This window comes from Enterobacter cloacae, from assembly GCF_011078175.1.
Lineage (GTDB): Bacteria > Pseudomonadota > Gammaproteobacteria > Enterobacterales > Enterobacteriaceae > Enterobacter > Enterobacter cloacae_Q.
This window is the reverse complement of sequence record NZ_JAALCJ010000002.1, coordinates 1-20511: the sequence shown is the minus strand read 5'-3', so window position 1 is coordinate 20511 and position 20511 is coordinate 1. Positions and strand designations below refer to the sequence as shown.

General features: G+C 55.7%; 14 protein-coding genes. 9 read left to right on the top strand and 5 right to left on the bottom strand.

Features of this window, described 5'->3' with window-relative positions; genetic code table 11:
- Positions 1-13 precede the first annotated feature (13 nt).
- Both clpA and G6Q29_RS04290 read left to right on the top strand, forming a co-directional pair.
- Positions 14-2293, top strand: a complete 2280-nt coding sequence (gene clpA, locus G6Q29_RS04295; RefSeq protein ID WP_006809407.1) for an ATP-dependent Clp protease ATP-binding subunit ClpA — start codon at positions 14-16, stop codon at positions 2291-2293.
- A gap of 439 nt (positions 2294-2732) precedes the next feature.
- Positions 2733-3170: a hypothetical protein gene (locus tag G6Q29_RS04290; RefSeq protein WP_165464663.1), complete on the top strand. Its 438-nt coding sequence runs from the start codon at positions 2733-2735 to the stop codon at positions 3168-3170.
- Between the two features lie 436 nt (positions 3171-3606).
- Here G6Q29_RS04290 and infA read toward each other — a convergent pair whose 3' ends face one another.
- The 5 genes from infA to trxB all read right to left on the bottom strand — a co-directional run bounded on the left by infA (position 3607) and on the right by trxB (position 9430).
- On the bottom strand, positions 3607-3825 hold the full coding sequence (gene infA, locus G6Q29_RS04285) for a translation initiation factor IF-1 (protein ID WP_002211347.1): 219 nt from the start codon (positions 3823-3825) through the stop codon (positions 3607-3609).
- Between the two features lie 284 nt (positions 3826-4109).
- Complete coding sequence (aat, locus tag G6Q29_RS04280; RefSeq protein ID WP_165464662.1) at positions 4110-4814, bottom strand: leucyl/phenylalanyl-tRNA--protein transferase; 705 nt, start codon at positions 4812-4814, stop codon at positions 4110-4112.
- A 45-nt stretch (positions 4815-4859) separates the two neighbouring features.
- A complete protein-coding gene (gene cydC, locus G6Q29_RS04275) occupies positions 4860-6581 on the bottom strand; it encodes a heme ABC transporter ATP-binding protein/permease CydC (RefSeq protein ID WP_165464661.1) in 1722 nt (573 codons plus the stop codon).
- Positions 6581-8347 (bottom strand): heme ABC transporter permease/ATP-binding protein CydD, encoded by a 1767-nt coding sequence (cydD, locus tag G6Q29_RS04270; protein WP_165464660.1) that lies wholly within the window; start codon positions 8345-8347, stop codon positions 6581-6583. Before cydD ends, cydC begins: the two co-directional genes overlap by 1 nt.
- A 114-nt stretch (positions 8348-8461) precedes the next feature.
- Positions 8462-9430 carry a thioredoxin-disulfide reductase gene (gene trxB, locus G6Q29_RS04265; protein ID WP_165464659.1) on the bottom strand — a complete coding sequence of 323 codons (969 nt, stop codon included), beginning with the start codon at positions 9428-9430 and terminating at the stop codon, positions 8462-8464.
- Positions 9431-9973: 543 nt separating this feature from the next.
- Between trxB and lrp the strand changes: the two genes are divergently transcribed.
- From lrp to G6Q29_RS04230, 7 genes are all read left to right on the top strand, one after another.
- Positions 9974-10468 carry a leucine-responsive transcriptional regulator Lrp gene (gene lrp / locus G6Q29_RS04260; RefSeq protein ID WP_000228469.1) on the top strand — a complete coding sequence of 165 codons (495 nt, stop codon included), beginning with the start codon at positions 9974-9976 and terminating at the stop codon, positions 10466-10468.
- A gap of 135 nt (positions 10469-10603) precedes the next feature.
- Complete coding sequence (locus tag G6Q29_RS04255; protein ID WP_165464658.1) at positions 10604-14278, top strand: DNA translocase FtsK 4TM domain-containing protein; 3675 nt, start codon at positions 10604-10606, stop codon at positions 14276-14278.
- Between the two features lie 127 nt (positions 14279-14405).
- Positions 14406-15020: an outer membrane lipoprotein chaperone LolA gene (gene lolA, locus G6Q29_RS04250; protein ID WP_003858270.1), complete on the top strand. Its 615-nt coding sequence runs from the start codon at positions 14406-14408 to the stop codon at positions 15018-15020.
- 9 nt (positions 15021-15029) lie between these two features.
- Positions 15030-16373, top strand: coding sequence for a replication-associated recombination protein RarA (gene rarA, locus G6Q29_RS04245; protein WP_165464657.1), 1344 nt, complete (start codon positions 15030-15032; stop codon positions 16371-16373).
- A 92-nt stretch (positions 16374-16465) separates the two neighbouring features.
- A complete protein-coding gene (serS, locus tag G6Q29_RS04240; RefSeq protein ID WP_008499983.1) occupies positions 16466-17758 on the top strand; it encodes a serine--tRNA ligase in 1293 nt (430 codons plus the stop codon).
- Positions 17759-17970: 212 nt separating this feature from the next.
- The gene (gene dmsA, locus G6Q29_RS04235) at positions 17971-20415 is read left to right on the top strand and encodes a dimethylsulfoxide reductase subunit A (protein ID WP_165464656.1); all 2445 of its coding nucleotides are present in this window, start codon (positions 17971-17973) and stop codon (positions 20413-20415) included.
- A gap of 10 nt (positions 20416-20425) precedes the next feature.
- The coding region (locus G6Q29_RS04230) for a 4Fe-4S binding protein (RefSeq protein WP_001628926.1) at positions 20426-20511 on the top strand (86 nt) is incomplete at its 3' end.

Genomic DNA, 20511 nt, shown 5'->3' with positions numbered 1-20511 from the left:
GGGGGAGGTGCCTATGCTCAATCAAGAACTGGAACTCAGTTTAAACATGGCTTTCGCCAGAGCGCGTGAGCACCGACATGAGTTTATGACCGTCGAGCACTTGCTGCTCGCACTGCTTAGCAACCCATCTGCCCGCGAAGCGCTGGAAGCCTGCTCCGTGGATCTGGTGGCGCTACGTCAGGAACTCGAAGCCTTCATCGAACAAACCACACCGGTGCTGCCAGCCAGTGAAGAAGAGCGCGACACGCAGCCGACGCTTAGCTTCCAGCGCGTGTTGCAGCGCGCGGTTTTCCACGTCCAGTCTTCCGGACGTAGCGAAGTCACTGGCGCTAATGTCCTGGTTGCCATCTTCAGCGAGCAGGAGTCCCAGGCGGCTTACCTGCTGCGCAAACACGAAGTCAGCCGGCTCGACGTGGTTAACTTCATCTCTCACGGAACGCGCAAAGACGAGCCTAACCAGGCATCGGATCCCAGCGGACAGATCAACAGCAATGAAGAGCAAGCAGGCGGGGAGGATCGTATGGAAAACTTCACCACCAACCTTAACCAGCTTGCTCGCGTTGGCGGAATCGACCCGCTGATTGGTCGCGATAAAGAGCTGGAACGTGCGATCCAGGTGCTGTGTCGTCGCCGCAAAAACAACCCGCTGCTGGTGGGGGAATCTGGCGTAGGTAAAACCGCGATTGCCGAAGGTCTGGCCTGGCGCATTGTGCAGGGCGATGTGCCGGAAGTGATTGCCGACTGCACCATCTACTCGCTGGATATTGGCTCACTGCTGGCGGGCACCAAATACCGCGGCGATTTTGAAAAACGCTTCAAGGCGCTGTTAAAACAGCTGGAGCAGGACACTAACAGCATTCTGTTTATCGATGAGATCCACACCATCATCGGCGCAGGTGCGGCGTCCGGTGGCCAGGTGGATGCGGCAAATCTGATCAAACCGCTGCTCTCCAGCGGCAAGATCCGCGTAATGGGCTCCACAACGTACCAGGAGTTCAGCAACATCTTTGAGAAGGATCGTGCGCTGGCGCGTCGTTTCCAGAAAATCGACGTTACCGAGCCGTCGGTTGACGAAACGGTGCAGATCATCAACGGTCTGAAAACCAAGTACGAAGCGCACCACGACGTGCGTTACACCGCGAAAGCGGTGCGTGCGGCGGTGGAGCTGGCGGTGAAATACATTAACGATCGTCATCTGCCGGATAAAGCGATTGACGTGATTGACGAAGCGGGAGCGCGTGCGCGCCTGATGCCGGCCAGCAAGCGCAAGAAAACCGTTAACGTGGCGGATATTGAGTCCGTGGTGGCCCGCATCGCGCGTATCCCTGAGAAGAGTGTTTCTCAGAGCGACCGCGACACGCTGCGCACGCTCGGCAATCGCCTCAAAATGCTGGTCTTTGGTCAGGATAAAGCCATTGAGGCCTTAACCGAAGCGATCAAGATGGCGCGCGCCGGGCTGGGGCATGACCACAAGCCTGTCGGTTCCTTCCTGTTCGCTGGCCCAACCGGCGTCGGGAAAACCGAGGTGACGGTTCAGCTCTCCAAAGCGCTCGGCATTGAACTGCTGCGCTTTGATATGTCCGAGTATATGGAGCGCCACACCGTCAGCCGTCTGATTGGTGCGCCTCCGGGTTACGTGGGCTTTGACCAGGGGGGCCTGCTCACCGACGCGGTGATCAAGCATCCGCATGCGGTACTGCTGCTCGATGAAATCGAGAAAGCGCACCCGGACGTGTTCAACATCCTGCTACAGGTGATGGACAACGGGACGCTGACCGATAACAACGGGCGCAAGGCGGACTTCCGCAACGTGGTGCTGGTGATGACCACCAACGCCGGGGTACGTGAAACCGAGCGTAAATCCATCGGCCTGATCCACCAGGATAACAGCACCGATGCGATGGAAGAGATCAAGAAGATCTTCACGCCGGAGTTCCGTAACCGTCTGGACAACATAATTTGGTTCGATCACCTGTCTACCGAAGTGATCCATCAGGTTGTGGACAAGTTCATCGTCGAGTTGCAGGTTCAGCTGGATCAGAAAGGCGTGTCGCTGGAAGTGAGTCAGGAGGCCCGTAACTGGCTGGCTGAAAAAGGCTACGACCGTGCGATGGGTGCGCGTCCGATGGCGCGTGTGATTCAGGACAACCTGAAGAAACCGCTGGCGAACGAGCTGCTGTTTGGCTCGCTGGTAGACGGCGGTCAGGTGACGGTGGGGCTGGATCAGGCGAAGAACGAACTGACGTACGATTTCCAGAGTGCGGCGAAGCACAAGCCGGAAGCGGCTCACTAAGTTTTGTAAGTTTAAAAGCCGGGTTTTTAACCCGGCTTTTTTTATGCCCGTTTTTCTCCCTCTCCCCGTGGGAGAGGGCTGGGGTGAGGGCAACAGGTCGCAGAGGAATTTTGCGAGACGCTTTCCAGTTTCTTTCGAGGTTTATTGCTGGATAAATTCACAGGCATAAAATGGCGGCGCACCTGCAAAATCAGGTGTCGGGATTGGCGTCCTGATTACACACGAGAAATGATGTTGATACGTTCAACTATCATCAGGTTCGTTCACACTTTTGAAAGCTAGCGATATAATCCGCAGACTCAATTATGGTGGGCTGAACCGGGGCTTCTTTTGAAGCGCCGATTTTCCCGTGTGGGTCGGTACGCCAAACCGGTTCAGTCTGCCACCTGAGTTGGCGTTCGGGTGGAGATCTCATCATTTCACACGGAGTCATAATCAAATGGAAAATAACAATCTTTCTCAGCTTTACAGCGAACTCTCCCTTAACCCCGATCTCCCAACTCTTGCCGAACGCTGCAACCTGCTCACTGAAATCCTGCTCGACTGTCATTCGCTCCCACAAACGCAGCCCGTTTGCCGTTGCCTTGGAGCCTACATGGAAGAAATGAAAACCGGCCTTACACAATCAATGCGTGACTTTCAGGTGGTGGAATTTGAGAACGAGTCGGAACAACCGCGACAAAAAGAGTGGTTGCTGGAAGATACCGAAACGAAATGTGACTACTGCCGGGCGTTAAACCACGTGCTGCTGGTTTCGCATTTTGAACGCGATATGTTGCCGTACCTGACGGGACTGCTGCATGACATCACGCATTCAATGGCGGTAGATGTGATATTACCTCCTGATGCTGGAACGGGAATTTTTGTTATTTCTTGAGTGGAGTGCGAACCGCCAGGGGCTGTCCCCTGGCGACAACGGAGAAACCCTTTTTTTGAGATGCATTATAACTTATTGATTTATAATGTTGACTTTTTCATTGCAGAAAAAAGGGTTTAGCCTGTTAACGTTGCTTAGTTGCCTTAATAACAATAAGATAGCGCTGTTTTCTTCCAGTTCACTGCCGTACAGGCAGCTTAGAAACGGCCTTAGTCAGTGATTCACGCTCTTTTTTGTGCACTGCCGTACACGCAGCTTAGCAAAATAGAAAATAAGGTCTCCCGCCTCCTTACTTTCTGCACTGTCGAGCAGGTAGCTCTGAAGCTGAAACGAATCGCCAATTTATTGTTCAAATAATCGACTGCACTACAAAAAAATAAGGCCGGGAAAATCCCGGCCTTATTTAATATTCATCTGCCATTACAGGCGAAAACAATTAGCGACTACGGAAGACAATGCGGCCTTTGCTCAGGTCGTACGGGGTCAGTTCAACAGTCACTTTGTCGCCCGTCAAAATGCGGATATAGTTTTTGCGCATTTTACCGGAGATGTGCGCAGTTACCACGTGACCGTTTTCCAGTTCTACGCGAAACATGGTATTAGGCAACGTATCAAGTACGGTACCCTGCATTTCAATATTGTCTTCTTTGGCCATCTAATCCTCTGGGGTATCACTACCAAGTTTTGAACCGGCAAGATAATGCCGAAATTCCTCAATTAAGTAAAGAATTGCGCGTTTAAAACGCAGCAAAACAGTCTCAGCGTATTGCCCAAGCGTCACGGTACAACCGAACGGAAAGCGCATTCGTAAAGGGGAGACGACAGGATAAACGTAAGGACGTTATCTGAAGCGAGGGTCCCAAACGGCGGCGGGGCAACAGGCAGAAGCTACTCTGCGGCGTAATTATAACACCCTCATAAAAAATATGCGGAAAACATTTAGGCATTGGGCATAAAGAGCGTTCGGGGAACCCAAAAATCGCGCGGAAGAGTCTCTTTTCGGCATTGTTCAAGCTGTTCGATATAGTGTCGGCGAGAGATTTCTACGGCACCGAGCGAGGCGGTGTGCTCATTCAGCACCTGACAATCCATCAGCTGCCCGCCACGTCGGGCAAATTCCTGGCTAAAAACCAGCAGCGCGGTTTTCGACGCATTCGTGGCGCGGGAGAACATCGACTCGCCGCAGAACAGCGTGCCCTGCGCCACGCCGTACATTCCGCCAACGAGGTCATCCTCTTTCCATACTTCGATGGAATGCGCGTAGCCCAGCTCATGAAGCTGGTGGTAGGCGATAATGATGTCGCGGGTTATCCAGGTGCCTTCGTGACGATCTTCAGCGCAGCCTTCAATGACCTGCCCGAAGGCGTGGTTGAGCGTAACGCGATAGGGCGATTTTGCGTGAAAACGCTTCATGCTGCGGCTCAGGTGAAACTGCCCGGGCCACAGCACGGCTCGCGGGTCGGGAGACCACCATAAAATCGGGTCGCCGGGGGAAAACCACGGGAAGATGCCGCGCTGGTAAGCCATTAAGAGTCGTGCCGGGCTGAGATCGCCGCCCAGAGCCAGCAACCCGTTAGGTTCACGCAGCGCCCCCTCCGGTGAAGGGAACGCAATATTATGGCGAGAAAGCTGCACCAGGCGCATGACAACAGAACTCCAGTACGCGAGAGAGGACGCTACAAATATAGTCTACAGGCGCTGTTTAAACTGGTAGTAGCGACCCTGTTTTGCCAGCAGCTCTGCGTGACTACCTTGCTCAATTATGTGTCCGTTGTCCATCACAATTATCCGATCGAAATTCACCAGTCCGCGCAGGCGGTGAGTGACCATCAGCACGGTTTTGCCTTTCATCACATTTGCCAGTAAATCAAGAATTTGACTCTCTGTTGTCGCATCCAGACCTTCTGTTGGTTCATCCAGCAACATCAGCGGCGCATCGTGCAGCAGCGCACGCGCAATGGCCAGACGACGCAGTTCGCCGCCGGAAAGCTGTCGACCCCCTTCACCCAGCCAGCTGTTTAACCCGTCGTCCTCAAGCAGCTTGTGCAGCCCAACCTGTTCCAGCATCGTCCGCAGCGTATCGTCGGAGGCGTCTGGTGCCGCCAGAAGAAGATTATCGCGTAGCGTAGCGCTGAACAGATGCACCCGCTGGGGCACGACGCTGACCGTTTTACGCAAGGCCGCTTCGCTAAAACCAGACAGCGGAATATCGTTAAGCCGTATCTCGCCCTGCTGCGGGTCCCAGGCGCGCGTGAGGAGTTGCAGAAGGGTCGATTTGCCACATCCCGTACGGCCAAGGATCGCAATGCGTTGCCCGGCATCAACAGACAGGCTGACGTCTTCCAGTGCATTTTGCGCCTGCTTGTCGTAGGCGAAGGTGACGTTGCTGAGCGTCAGCGAGACCTGCTCCGGCACGGCGGTTTGACCGGCGCTGAACGTCACTTCCGGCTCCTGCTCGGCAATGTCCGTAATGCGCAGCGCAGAGGCAATGACCTGGCCGAGATGTTGAAACGCGCCCGTGACCGGGGCTAAGGCTTCGAAGGCTGCCAGGGCACAGAAAACAAACAGCGCAATGAGCGGACCGGGCTGCGCGTTACCGCCCACGCCACCGGAGGCCATCCAGAGCATGGCGATAACGGCAATACCGCCGATTAACATCATTAGTGCCTGGGAGAATGCAGTCAGCTCGGACTGGCGACGCTGGGCTTCATGCCAGTTCAGCTCCGTATTTTCCATACGGGCGCGGTAGCGTTTGCTGGCGCCAAAAAGGGTGAGCTCGGCCTGTCCCTGTAACCAGGCGGTGAGCTGCTGGCGGTATTCTCCACGCAGGCGCGTCAGGTTTTCCCCGGTGGTTTTACCTGCACGATAAAACAGGGGCGGCAGAATAATCAGCGTCATCAGCATGATGCCGCCGAGCGTCAGTGCGATGGAAACATCCAGGAAACTCAACCCCAGCGTGACCACGACAATCACCACAAACGCGCCTACCATAGGGGAAATGACGCGCAGGTAGAGGTGATCCAGCGTATCCACATCCGCGACCACGCGGTTGAGTAATTCGCCCTGGCGAAAACGTGCCAGCCCGGCAGGGGAGAGGGGCAGCAGTTTGCTGAACGTATAAATACGCAGGTGTTGCAGCACGCGGAAGGTCGCGTCGTGGCTGACCAGACGCTCGAAGTAGCGCCCGGCAGTTCGCGTAATCGCCGTGCCGCGCACCCCGGCGGCAGGCAGCATGTAGTTAAAGCTGTACAGCCCGGCAAAGCCTGCGGCCGCAGACGCGGAGAGGAACCAGCCGGAAAGCGTAAGCAGGCCGATGCTGGCCAGCAGAGTGACGATTGCCAGCACGATCCCGAGCGTCAGCATCCATTTGTGGCGTTTATACAGTGCAAGATAGGGAAGCAGGGCGCGCATCAGATATCCTCATGACGGTTCGCCAGCAGGGTCGCAAACGGCCCCTGCGCGGCAACAAGCGCGGCGTAATCGCCTTGCTCAACAATGTGTCCGTTTTCCATCACCCAGATCCGATCCCAGTCGGCAATACCTTCCAGCTGGTGGGTCACCATCAGGGTGGTTTGCTGGCGCGAGGCGGCGTTAAGCGCATCCATCACGCGCTGCTCGCTGTGAGCGTCCAGGCTGGCCGCGGGTTCGTCCAGCAGCATTAGCGAACAGGGGTTTAGCAGCGCACGGGCAACCGCGACGCGCTGTGCCTGGCCGACCGACAGCCCGGCAGACTGATCGCCAATGACGGTATCCACACCCTGCGCAAGCAGCGGCAGGAATTCGCTCACCCATGCGCGGTCGAGAACCGATTGCAGCTCATCGTCACGCGCATCCGGCCGTGCCAGCAGCACATTCTCGCGGAGCGTCGGGGCAGGCAACTGCGGGTTTTGCCCCACCCAGCTTAGCTGTTTACGCCAGGCATCAGGATCGAGCTCGCGCAGCTCCGTTTGGTTGATACGCAGCGATCCGGTGTAGGCCATAAAGCCTGATAGCGCATTCAGCAATGAGCTTTTACCTGAACCGCTGGTGCCCACTAGCACCACACGTTGCCCGGCGGGCAGGGTAAAGTTCAGCGGACCTGCCAGCACTTTGCCTTCAGGCGACAGAACAGAAAAATCCTGTGCTTCAATGGTCACCGGATCGTTCGTATTCAGCGTCACTTCACCGCGCTCAGGATGCGCCAGCGGTGTTTCCATAAAGGTTTTCAGGCTGTCGGCAGCACCCACCGCCTGCGCTTTGGCATGGTAAAAGGTGCCGAGATCGCGCAGCGGCTGGAAAAATTCCGGGGCCAGGATCAGCGCCAGGAACCCGGCGGAAAGCGTGACCGCCGTACCGTAGTGACCAAAGTCCAGCGCGCCGAGGTAGGAGAAACCAAAATAAACCGCCACCAGCGCAATCGACAGGGAGGTGAAGAACTCAAGCACGCCGGACGAGAGGAAGGCCATGCGCAACACTTCCATCGTGCGCTGACGAAAATCCTGCGAGGCAAGACGAATGTTTTCGGTTTCCGCTTCACCACGACCAAAGATCCGCAAGGTTTCCATTCCGCGCAGACGGTCCAGGAAATGACCGCTTAACCGGCCCAGCGCCAGGAAGTTGCGGCGGTTAGCATCTGCCGCACCCATGCCGACCATCGCCATAAAAAGCGGGATGAGCGGGGCGGTACCCAGCAGGATCAACGCCGCCACCCAGTTAACCGGGAAGATGGCGATAACAATCAGCAGGGGCACAAATACCGCCAGCGCCATCTGGGGAAGATACCGCGCATAGTAATCGTGCATATCGTCGATTTGCTCAAGGATCAGCGTCGCCCAGCTGCCGGCTGGCTTACCCTGGATCCACGCGGGACCGGCTTCCGAAAGCCGATCGAGCACCTTGCGGCGGATCTCATAGCGGATGTGCTGCCCGGCATGGAACCCAACCCGCTCGCGTAGCCAGACCACCCACGCACGCAGAACGAAAATCAGCACCAGAACGATAAACGGCAACAGCAGCGCTTCGCGCGGGATGTTCTCCATGATCATATGGTTGAGAATGCGGGCCAGCAGCCATGCCTGGGCAACAATCAACAGACCGCTGATAAATCCCAGAACGCGGGAAATCATAAGCCAGCGGCGGGACAGAACGCTTTGCTGTTTCAGCCAGCGGGTTAACTCTTGTTGACGGGTTTTTTCCATTGCGTACTTTGCAGGTGACGTTATAAGAAATTAGACATCTGCATGTTACACGTGAGCAAAAATAAAGGCGACCAGTGGCCGCCTTTATTTACGTTTGTTACTGACTTGTAAAGATTATTTACCTTGTTCAGCCAGTCCGTCCAGGTAGCGTTCTGCGTCCAGCGCGGCCATACAGCCGGTGCCCGCAGAGGTGATCGCCTGACGATAAATATGGTCCATCACGTCGCCAGCCGCGAAGACACCCGGAACGCTGGTCTGAGTGGCGTTGCCGTGAATGCCAGACTGCACTTTGATGTAGCCGTTCTCCAGCTCCAGCTGGCCTTCGAAGATAGCCGTGTTCGGGCTGTGACCAATTGCCACAAACAGGCCCGCCACTTCCAGCGTTTCGACGTTATCGGTGTTCTCGGTATCACGGATACGCAGTCCCGCCACACCCATCTGATCGCCGGTCACTTCTTCCAGCGTACGGTTGGTGTGCAGCACAATGTTGCCGCTCGCCACTTTGTCCATCAGGCGCTTGATCAGGATCTTCTCCGCGCGAAAGGTCTCGCGACGGTGGATCAGGTGTACTTCAGAGGCAATGTTTGCCAGATACAGCGCTTCTTCCACAGCGGTGTTGCCGCCACCGATAACCGCAACTTTCTGATTGCGATAGAAGAAACCGTCGCAGGTGGCGCAGGCAGATACGCCGCGTCCTTTGAACGCTTCTTCAGACGGCAGGCCGAGATAGCGGGCAGAGGCGCCGGTGGCGATGATCAGCGCATCGCAGGTGTACTCGCCGCTGTCCCCCGTCAGGCGGAACGGACGATTCTGCAAATCCACTTTATTAATGTGGTCGAACAGGATTTCAGTGTCGAATTTGGTGGCATGCTCGTGCATGCGCTCCATCAGTAGCGGCCCGGTCAGGTCGTTCGGGTCGCCCGGCCAGTTTTCCACTTCCGTGGTGGTGGTCAGCTGACCGCCTTTTTCCATCCCGGTGATCAATACCGGTTGCAGGTTAGCGCGTGCAGCATAGACCGCTGCGGTATATCCCGCAGGTCCAGAACCAAGGATTAGCAGCTTACTGTGTTTGGTCGTGCCCATGAGATCCCCATTGTTGTTGGCAGGCAATGGGCTGGATTGTAGGGAATTTGTTGCCGTAAAAAAAGAGCGCGACCGTTTTGCTTCCGATATATGCAATAGGTGCACCCTATGGGTCAGGTGCGGTCACATCACGTCTGCTACTGAAAACCGCGCGTTTATAAGGCAATAAAATGAGGATTAATCCCCCTCCGTAATGAATATCCGGCATCTTGTACTAAAAATCGATGTTTTGCTTTGACAATCCCCTGCGCTTTTGCGAAAACATTCAAGGAAGAGAAAAAGACGCACGAAGTGCTTGCCGCATAGACATGCACGGAAATGCCATTTTTACCGGGTCAGTGAAATCTACGCATGGTGTGGACAGACGCCATACGTGATGTCTGTGACTGCTTTCGGGCAACGGTCTTCTTACCGCAGAACCCGAATCCACATCGCGTCTAATACATAACCAGGCGATGTGATGAATAACGGGTACAGGCTCTGAACAGTGATGTGCACAGGGTCCAGGCAGGAGTAGGGAAGGAATACAGAGAGACAATAATAATGGTAGATAGCAAGAAGCGCCCTGGCAAAGATCTCGACCGTATCGATCGTAACATTCTTAATGAATTGCAAAAGGATGGGCGTATTTCCAACGTCGAGCTTTCAAAACGTGTGGGACTTTCCCCGACGCCGTGCCTTGAGCGTGTGCGTCGACTGGAAAGACAGGGTTTTATTCAGGGCTATACGGCTCTGCTTAACCCGCATTATCTGGATGCCTCACTTCTGGTATTTGTTGAGATTACTCTGAATCGTGGTGCGCCGGATGTGTTTGAGCAATTTAACGCCGCTGTACAAAAACTTGAAGAAATTCAAGAGTGTCATCTGGTTTCCGGTGATTTTGACTACCTGTTGAAAACCCGTGTGCCTGATATGTCCGCCTATCGTAAGCTGTTGGGTGAGACCCTGCTGCGTCTGCCGGGCGTGAACGACACCCGTACTTACGTGGTGATGGAAGAGGTCAAACAGAGCAATCGTCTGGTTATTAAGACGCGCTAACACGGAACAGGTGCAAAATCAGCGTAGTTTGATTACACTCCTGTTAATCCATACAGCAACAGTGCCGGGGATACCCGGCACTGTTGTCCGTTTTAGCACACAGGCAGGACATGCCTGATACCTGGAGAGCCTTTCTTGAGCCAGGAATACACTGAAGACAAAGAAGTCACGTTATCTAAGCTAAGCAGCGGACGTCGTCTCCTTGAGGCGTTACTGATTGTTATTGCCCTTTTTGCCGTCTGGCTGATGGCTGCCTTACTCAGTTTCAACCCCTCAGATCCCAGCTGGTCGCAAACCGCATGGCATGAGCCTATCCATAACTTAGGTGGTGTACCCGGCGCCTGGCTTGCGGACACGCTTTTCTTCATTTTCGGTGTGATGGCCTATACCCTTCCTGTCATTATTATTGGCGGATGCTGGTTTGCCTGGCGTCATCGACAAAACGACGATTACATCGATTATTTTGCCGTTTCGCTGCGTCTGATTGGCGCCCTGGCGTTAATCCTCACTTCCTGTGGGCTGGCGGCGATCAATGCCGATGATATCTGGTATTTCGCCTCTGGCGGGGTGATTGGCAGCCTGCTAAGTTCCGCGCTGCAACCAATGCTTCACAGCAGCGGCGGCACGCTGGCGCTGCTCTGTATCTGGGCGGCGGGATTGACGCTGTTTACCGGCTGGTCCTGGGTGAGCATAGCGGAGAAGATTGGCAGCTTTATTCTGACCCTGCTGACGTTTGCCAGCAATCGCACCCGTCGCGACGATACGTGGGTCGATGAAGACGAATACGAATACGAAGATGAGTACGAAGAGGAAGACGAGGCCCCTGTGCAGCGTCGTGAATCCCGCCGTGCCCGTATTCTGCGCGGTGCCCTGGCGCGCCGCCAGCGCGTGGCTGAAAAATTTGCTAACCCGTTAGGCCGTAAGACGGATGCTGCGCTTTTCTCCGGCAAACGTATGGATGAAGACGAACAGATCGAGTATCGCGGTGCGGCCGTTGATCCTGATGACGTGCTGTTCTCTGGTCATCGAGCCACGCCGGGTGAGTATGACGAATACGATCCGCTGTTGCATGGCCATTCCGTGACTGAACCGGTAGCCGCTGCTGCTGCCGCTACGACGGCCGCGCAGGTTCATGTTGCGCCTGTCGAAGCCGTGATGCCGTCCTCGCCTGTTCCTGCACCCGAGTCCGCGATCCAGCAACCGCAGGTAGACTGGCAGACTGCACCGGGCGTTCATACGCCTGAACCGACCATTGCGCCTGAGCCAGAAAGCTATATTCCTGTGCAGCAGGAACAGTGGCAGCAACCTTATCAGCCGCCTGAGCCTGCCAGCGAGCCGCAACAGCCGTATCAGGCTTATACACCCGAACCCGCTGTACCTGAACAGCCATACGTTGCGCCGGCGCCTGAACCCGAAGCGGTGGAGGAAGCGAAGCCATCCCGTCCGCCATTGTACTATTTTGAAGAAGTGGAGGAGCGCCGTGCCCGCGAGCGCGAGCAGCTTGCCGCCTGGTATCAGCCCGTGCCTGAGCCGGTGCAGGAGCCTGTTGTAAAAGCGCCTTCTGCGAGCGTTGCACCTGTAGACCCAGCGCCAGCCGTAGCGTCGGGAGCGGAAACCGTGAAGCAGGCGACGGCAGCCGCTGCCGCATCCACTCCGCTATTCAGCCCGGCAAGCGATGGTGCGCCGCGTCCGCAGGTGAAAGAGGGCATTGGTCCACAGTTGCCACGCCCTAACCGCGTGCGCGTACCGACGCGCCGTGAGCTTGCCTCTTATGGCATTAAACTGCCTTCCCAGCGTATGGCGGAAGAGAAAGCCCGTGAATCCGACTACGAAGATGATGCCGACGAACTGCATCAGGATGAGCTGGCGCGTCAGTTTGCCGCCCAGCAGACGCAGCGCTACGGGAATGAGTACCAACACGATGTTCATTCTCAGCAGGATGAGGATGATGCTGCCGAAGCGGAATTAGCGCGTCAGTTTGCGGCCACGCAGCAGCAACGTTATTCCGGTGAGCAGCCTTCAGGAGCAAACCCGTTCTCGCTCTCGGATTTTGAATTTTCACCGATGAAAGATCTGGTGGATGACGGTCCGAGCGAACCGCTGTTTACGCCGAGCGTGATGCCGGAAGCGGAACCGGTACGTCAGGCGCCAGCGCCACAGGTTAATGCGCAGCCACAACAGCCAGCGCCGCAGGCTTATGCGCAGCCGCATACCCCACCGGCACAACCGCCGCAGCCGCAGTTCCAGCAGCCCGCACCACAGGCGCAGGAAAGCCTGATTCACCCGCTGCTGATGCGTAACGGAGACAGCCGTCCGCTGCAACGCCCAAGCACGCCGCTGCCATCGTTGGATCTGTTAACGCCGCCGCCAGCAGAAGTGGAGCCGGTTGATACCTTTGCCCTCGAGCAAATGGCCCGTCTGGTAGAAGCACGTCTGGCTGACTTCCGTATTAAAGCGGACGTAGTGAACTACTCACCGGGTCCGGTGATCACCCGTTTCGAACTGAACCTGGCGCCGGGTGTAAAAGCGGCGCGTATTTCTAATCTGTCGCGTGACCTGGCGCGTTCACTGTCGACCGTGGCGGTACGTGTGGTGGAAGTGATCCCAGGCAAGCCTTACGTGGGCCTTGAGCTGCCAAACAAAAAGCGCCAGACCGTTTATCTGCGTGAAGTTCTGGATAACACCAAATTCCGCGACAACCCGTCGCCGCTGACCGTGGTGTTGGGTAAAGATATCGCCGGCGATCCGGTGGTGGCCGATCTCGCGAAGATGCCGCACCTGCTGGTTGCGGGTACCACCGGTTCCGGCAAATCGGTCGGTGTGAACGCCATGATCCTCAGCATGCTCTACAAAGCGCAGCCTGAAGATGTGCGTTTCATCATGATCGACCCGAAAATGCTCGAACTGTCCGTCTACGAAGGCATTCCGCACCTGTTAACGGAAGTGGTAACGGACATGAAGGACGCTGCCAACGCATTGCGCTGGAGCGTCAATGAAATGGAGCGTCGCTACAAGCTGATGTCTGCGCTGGGCGTGCGTAACCTGGCCGGTTATAACGAGAAAATCGCCGAGGCGGCGCGCATGGGCCGTCCGATTCCGGACCCATACTGGAAACCGGGTGACAGCATGGATGCCCAGCATCCGGTGCTGGAAAAACTGCCTTACATCGTGGTGCTGGTGGATGAATTCGCCGACCTGATGATGACCGTTGGCAAGAAGGTGGAGGAGCTGATTGCGCGCCTGGCACAGAAAGCGCGTGCGGCGGGCATCCACCTGGTGCTGGCAACGCAGCGTCCGTCCGTAGACGTTATCACCGGTCTTATTAAGGCAAACATCCCGACCCGTATCGCGTTTACCGTGTCGAGTAAAATTGACTCGCGTACTATCCTTGACCAGGGTGGTGCCGAGTCTCTGCTGGGGATGGGTGATATGCTCTATTCCGGCCCGAACTCTACCTCGCCGGTGCGCGTTCACGGTGCGTTTGTACGCGACCAGGAAGTACACGCGGTGGTGCAGGACTGGAAAGCGCGCGGACGTCCGCAATACGTTGACGGCATTACCTCCGACAGCGAAAGCGAAGGTGGGGGCGGTGGTTTTGACGGCGGCGAAGAGCTGGATCCGTTATTTGACCAGGCGGTTAATTTCGTCACCGAAAAACGTAAGGCTTCCATCTCCGGTGTGCAGCGTCAGTTCCGCATCGGCTACAATCGCGCGGCGCGTATTATCGAGCAGATGGAAGCGCAGGGCATCGTGAGCGAACAGGGACATAACGGTAACCGTGAGGTGCTGGCGCCACCGCCGTTTGATTAACCTTCAACGATTGCAAAGAAGGGTAAATCAGCAAAAATTAAGCATATTCTTCTGTCGCCTGCCTTCGGGCAGGTCCAGAATGGAAACGGAACCCCCATATCGGGAAGACGTATTTTAAGGAATAACAATGAAAAAAATCGCCATCGCCTGTGCATTACTCTCCAGTTTTGTTGCCAGCAGCGTCTGGGCTGATGCAGCCAGCGACCTTAAAAGCCGACTGGATAAAGTGAGTAGCTTCCACGCCAGCTTCACGCAAAAAGTGACTGACGGCAGCGGCAACGCGGTGCAGGAAGGTCAGGGGGATTTGTGGGTGAAGCGCCCGAATCTCTTCAACTGGCACATGACCCAGCCGGATGAAAGCGTTCTGGTGTCCGACGGGAAAACCTTGTGGTTCTACAACCCGTTTGTCGAGCAGGCGACCGCTACCTGGCTGAAAGACGCGACCAGCAATACGCCGTTTATGCTCATTGCCCGTAACCAGTCCAGCGACTGGCAGCAGTACAACATTAAACAAAACGGTGATGAGTTCGTCCTGACGCCAAAAGGCAGCAACGGTAACCTGAAGCAGTTCACTATTAACGTGAGCAGCAACGGAACCATTAATCAGTTCGGTGCGGTTGAGCAGGACGATCAGCGCAGTAGCTATCAGCTTAAGTCTCAGCAAAACGGCGCTGTAGATGCTTCTAAATTCACCTTTACCCCGCCGCAGGGCGTAACGGTGGACGACCAACGTAATAAGTAAGAGGCATGAGTGAGCAACCTGTCGCTCGATTTTTCAGATAATGCGTTTCAACCTCTGGCCGCCCGCATGCGGCCAGAAAACTTAGCGCAGTATATCGGCCAGCAGCATCTGCTGGCTGCGGGAAAACCCTTGCCGCGCGCTATTGAGGCGGGGCATCTGCACTCGATGATCCTCTGGGGGCCACCCGGCACCGGCAAAACCACCCTTGCTGAAGTGATCGCCCGTTACGCCAGTGCAGACGTTGAGCGCATTTCTGCGGTAACGTCGGGTGTTAAAGAGATACGCGAGGCGATCGAGCGGGCGCGGCAAAACCGCAATGCCGGGCGTCGCACCATTTTGTTTGTCGATGAAGTCCACCGCTTCAACAAGAGCCAGCAGGATGCGTTCCTGCCGCACATTGAAGACGGCACGATCTTTTTCATCGGCGCCACCACTGAAAATCCGTCGTTTGAACTCAACTCCGCGCTGCTTTCCCGCGCCCGCGTTTACCTGCTTAAATCCCTGACCACAGAGGATATCGAAAAGGTTCTGACCCAGGCGATGGAGGACAACGCGCGGGGTTACGGCGGACAGGATATCGTTCTGCCGGACGACACACGACGTGCCATCGCTGAACTGGTCAACGGCGATGCGCGTCGCGCGCTGAACACGCTGGAAATGATGGCCGATATGGCCGAAGTGGACGATGCCGGCAAGCGCGTACTGAAACCTGAACTGCTGACCGAAATAGCCGGTGAACGCAGCGCGCGCTTCGATAATAAAGGAGATCGTTTTTATGACCTGATCTCTGCATTACATAAGTCCGTGCGCGGCAGCGCCCCGGATGCGGCGCTCTACTGGTACGCGCGTATCATTACCGCCGGTGGCGATCCGTTATATGTCGCGCGTCGCTGTCTGGCCATTGCGTCAGAAGATGTCGGTAATGCCGATCCGCGCGCCATGCAGGTTGCTATTTCCGCCTGGGACTGCTTTACCCGCGTCGGGCCTGCGGAGGGTGAGCGTGCGATTGCACAGGCGATTGTCTATCTGGCCTGCGCGCCGAAAAGCAATGCAGTTTATACTGCTTTCAAAGCGGCAATGTCGGACGCGCGCGAGCGCCCGGACTACGATGTGCCGGTTCATCTGCGCAATGCGCCAACCAAACTGATGAAAGAGATGGGTTATGGACAGGAGTATCGCTACGCCCATGACGAACCCAACGCCTACGCCGCCGGCGAAGAGTATTTCCCGCAGGAGATGGCACAAACCCGCTATTATCACCCCACAAACAGAGGTCTTGAGGGTAAGATTGGCGAAAAGCTCGCCTGGCTTGCCGGACAGGATCAAAATAGCCCTATAAAACGCTACCGTTAGTTCAATCGTTGCGGTAATGTTGGCAATATATCTCTGTGGCCGCAGGCTGTGGTCACTTTTTCCTCTTTTAATTCGATAAGCACAGGATAAGCATGCTCGATCCCAATCTGCTGCGTAATGAGCCAGACGCAGTCGCTGAAAAACTGGCACGCCGGGGCTTTAAGCTGGATGTAGATAAGCTGCGCGCTCTTGAAGAGCGTCGTAAAGTTTTGCAGGTACAAACTGAAAATCTGCAGGCAGAGCGTAATTCTCGATCGAAATCCATTGGCCAGGCGAAAGCGCGCGGGGAAGATATTGAGCCATTACGCCTGGAAGTGAACAAACTGGGTGAAGAGCTGGATCAGGCGAAAGCTGAACTGGACGTTCTTCAGGCTGAAATTCGTGATATCGCCCTGGCGATCCCGAATATTCCTGATGACAGCGTGCCTGTCGGCAAAGACGAAAACGACAATGTCGAAGTGAAACGCTGGGGTACGCCTCGCGAGTTTGACTTCGAGGTGCGCGATCACGTGACGCTGGGCGAAATGCACGCGGGCCTGGACTTTGCGGCTGCGGTTAAGCTGACCGGCTCTCGTTTCGTCGTCATGAAAGGCCAGATTGCCCATCTGCACCGTGCGCTGGCGCAGTTTATGCTGGATCTGCATACCGAGCAGCACGGCTACAGCGAAACCTACGTTCCTTACCTGGTTAACCACGATACGCTGTACGGTACCGGCCAGCTGCCGAAATTTGCCGGCGATCTGTTCCACACCCGTCCGCTGGACGAAGAAGCAGACAGCAGCAACTACGCGCTGATCCCTACCGCAGAAGTGCCGCTGACCAACCTCGTGCGTGATGAAATCATCGACGAAGACGATCTGCCAATCAAACTGACCGCGCACTCTCCGTGCTTCCGTTCTGAAGCGGGCTCCTACGGTCGCGATACTCGCGGCCTGATCCGTATGCACCAGTTCGATAAGGTTGAAATGGTGCAGATCGTTCGTCCGGAAGAGTCTATGGACGCACTGGAAGAGATGACCGGCCACGCAGAAAAAGTGCTGGAGTTGCTGGGCCTGCCATATCGCCGTATGGCGCTGTGCACCGGTGACATGGGCTTCGGCGCCTGCAAAACCTTCGACCTCGAAGTATGGGTGCCTGCTCAGAACACCTACCGTGAAATCTCCTCCTGCTCTAACGTCTGGGATTTCCAGGCACGACGTATGCAGGCGCGTTGCCGCAGCAAATCTGACAAGAAAACCCGTCTGGTTCATACCCTGAACGGTTCTGGTCTGGCTGTAGGCCGTACGCTGGTTGCTGTGCTGGAAAACTACCAGCAGGCTGACGGCCGTATTGAGATCCCTGAAGTGCTGCGTCCATACATGAAAGGTCAGCAGTACATCGGTTAATGATTTTGCACTTACGCATAAAAGCGCCTTCGGGCGCTTTTTTTATTCCTCTGAATTGATACGACGCAATACCTCCTCACTCTAAAGTAGTAATACTTCTCCGAATGAAAGTAAGCATAAAACACCAATAACCTAGCAATTCGTTATATATAAAAATGTATAGCGGTTTACACCGCCTCTCTTTTCTTTGTGAGCAACCAAAGTGAGTCTTTATGAAAATCAAAGCGCCTGAAGCGTTTATGGCTGCCGAGGTCACTCGCCGTGGATTGATGAAAACCACGGCAATAGGCGGTCTGGCGGTAGCCAGCAGCGCCTTTACGCTCCCTTTTACCCGACTGGCGTCGGCGGCGGAGGCTCTGTCTCCCGCTTCAGCCCCGGAAAAAGTGGTGTGGAGTGCCTGTACCGTTAACTGTGGTAGCCGGTGTCCCCTGCGTATGCATGTAGTGGACGGTGAAATCAAATATGTCGAAACCGATAATACCGGGGATGATAACTACGAAGGGTTACATCAGGTTCGTGCCTGTCTGCGAGGACGCTCGATGCGCCGTCGCGTCTATAACCCGGATCGTCTGAAATATCCGATGAAGCGTGTCGGTAAGCGCGGGGAAGGGAAGTTCGAGCGTATTAGCTGGGACGAAGCCTACGATATCATCGCGACCAACATGCAGCGTCTGATCAAAGAGTACGGCAACGAATCCATCTACCTGAACTACGGCACCGGGACGCTTGGCGGTACCCTGACCCGTTCCTGGCCACCCGGTAAAACGCTTGTCGCCCGACTGATGAACTGCTGCGGCGGTTATCTTAATCACTACGGTGACTACTCTTCCGCCCAGATTGCTGCTGGTCTGAACTACACCTACGGCGGCTGGGCAGACGGTAACAGCCCGTCCGATATCGAAAACAGTAAACTGGTGGTGCTGTTCGGTAATAACCCGGGCGAAACGCGTATGAGCGGCGGCGGGGTAACCTACTATCTTGAGCAGGCGCGCGCCAAATCCAATGCCCGCATGATTATCGTCGATCCGCGCTATACCGATACCGGGGCAGGACGTGAAGACGAGTGGATCCCCATCCGTCCGGGCACGGATGCAGCACTGGTGAACGCGCTGGCGTATGTGATGATTACGGAAAATCTCGTCGATCAGCCGTTCCTGGATAAATACTGCGTGGGTTACGACGAGAAGACCCTGCCAGCCAGCGCACCGGCGAACGGGCATTACAAAGCCTATATTCTTGGTCAGGGCAGCGACGGCATAGCGAAAACGCCTGAGTGGGCGTCCACTATCACCGGTATTCCGGTTGAGCGCATTGTTCAGCTGGCGCGTGAAATTGGTTCAGCAAAACCGGCTTATATAAGCCAGGGCTGGGGACCACAACGTCACGCAAACGGCGAAATTGCCACCCGCGCTATTTCTATGCTCTCGATTCTGACCGGCAACGTCGGTATTCACGGCGGCAACACCGGCGCGCGTGAAGGTTCATATGAAGTACCGTTTGAACGTATGCCAACGCTGGATAACCCGGTTCAGACCAGCATCTCCATGTTTATGTGGACCGACGCGATCGAGCGCGGCCCGGAAATGACCGCGCTACGTGACGGTGTCCGGGGCAAAGATAAGCTGGACGTGCCGATCAAAATGATCTGGAACTATGCCGGTAACTGTCTGATCAACCAGCACTCTGAAATCAACCGCACTCATGAAATTTTGCAGGATGATAAGAAGTGCGAAATGATTGTGGTGATCGACTGTCACATGACCTCGTCGGCGAAGTATGCCGATATTCTACTGCCAGACTGCACCGCATCTGAGCAAATGGATTTCGCGCTGGACGCCTCCTGCGGCAACATGTCCTACGTGATCTTCACTGATCGGGCCATCAAACCGCGCTTCGAGTGCAAAACCATCTATGAGATGACTTCCGAGCTGGCAAAACGTCTTGGTGTTGAGCAGCAGTTCACCGAAGGACGTACTCAGGAAGGGTGGATGCGCCATCTGTACGAGCTCTCCCGCAAGACCATTCCTGACCTGCCGGACTTCGACACCTTCCGCAAGCAGGGCATGTATAAGCAGCGCGATCCGGAAGGGCATCATGTGGCGTATAAAGCCTTCCGAGAGGATCCGCAGGCCAATCCGCTGACCACGCCGTCGGGCAAAATCGAGATCTACTCCGAAGAGCTGGCAAAAATTGCCGCAACCTGGGAATTGCCGGAAGGGGATGTTATCGATCCACTGCCGATTTATACGCCTGGATTCGAAAACTACAACGATCCGCTGACGAAGAAATTCCCGCTTCAGTTGACCGGTTTCCACTACAAAGCGCGTGTTCACTCTACCTACGGCAACGTTGACGTACTGAAAGCGGCCTGCCGACAGGAGATGTGGATCAACCCGATGGATGCGAAAGCGCGCGGCATCAGCAATGGCGATCGCGTACGTATCTTTAACGGGCGTGGCGAAGTCCATATCGAAGCTAAAGTGACGCCGCGCATGATGCCTGGCGTTGTCGCGCTGGGGGAAGGGGCCTGGTATAACCCGGATGCGAACCGTATCGATCAGGCGGGCTGCATCAACGTTCTCACTACGCAGCGTCCGTCGCCGCTGGCGAAGGGCAACCCATCCCACACAAACCTCGTTCAGGTTGAAAAGGCGTAAGGAGTAACCGATGACAACCCAGTATGGATTTTTTATTGATTCCAGCCGCTGCACCGGGTGCAAAACCTGCGAGCTGGCCTGCAAGGATTACAAAGA

Excerpts from the sequence above, each read along its gene's own strand:
- clpA (WP_006809407.1), top strand. The coding sequence starts at position 14 with ATGCTCAATCAAGAACTGGAACTCAGTTTAAACATGGCTTTCGCCAGA.
- G6Q29_RS04290 (WP_165464663.1), top strand. The coding sequence starts at position 2,733 with ATGGAAAATAACAATCTTTCTCAGCTTTACAGCGAACTCTCCCTTAAC.
- infA (WP_002211347.1), bottom strand. The coding sequence starts at position 3,825 with ATGGCCAAAGAAGACAATATTGAAATGCAGGGTACCGTACTTGATACG.
- aat (WP_165464662.1), bottom strand. The coding sequence starts at position 4,814 with ATGCGCCTGGTGCAGCTTTCTCGCCATAATATTGCGTTCCCTTCACCG.
- cydC (WP_165464661.1), bottom strand. The coding sequence starts at position 6,581 with ATGCGCGCCCTGCTTCCCTATCTTGCACTGTATAAACGCCACAAATGG.
- cydD (WP_165464660.1), bottom strand. The coding sequence starts at position 8,347 with ATGGAAAAAACCCGTCAACAAGAGTTAACCCGCTGGCTGAAACAGCAA.
- trxB (WP_165464659.1), bottom strand. The coding sequence starts at position 9,430 with ATGGGCACGACCAAACACAGTAAGCTGCTAATCCTTGGTTCTGGACCT.
- lrp (WP_000228469.1), top strand. The coding sequence starts at position 9,974 with ATGGTAGATAGCAAGAAGCGCCCTGGCAAAGATCTCGACCGTATCGAT.
- lolA (WP_003858270.1), top strand. The coding sequence starts at position 14,406 with ATGAAAAAAATCGCCATCGCCTGTGCATTACTCTCCAGTTTTGTTGCC.
- serS (WP_008499983.1), top strand. The coding sequence starts at position 16,466 with ATGCTCGATCCCAATCTGCTGCGTAATGAGCCAGACGCAGTCGCTGAA.
- dmsA (WP_165464656.1), top strand. The coding sequence starts at position 17,971 with ATGAAAATCAAAGCGCCTGAAGCGTTTATGGCTGCCGAGGTCACTCGC.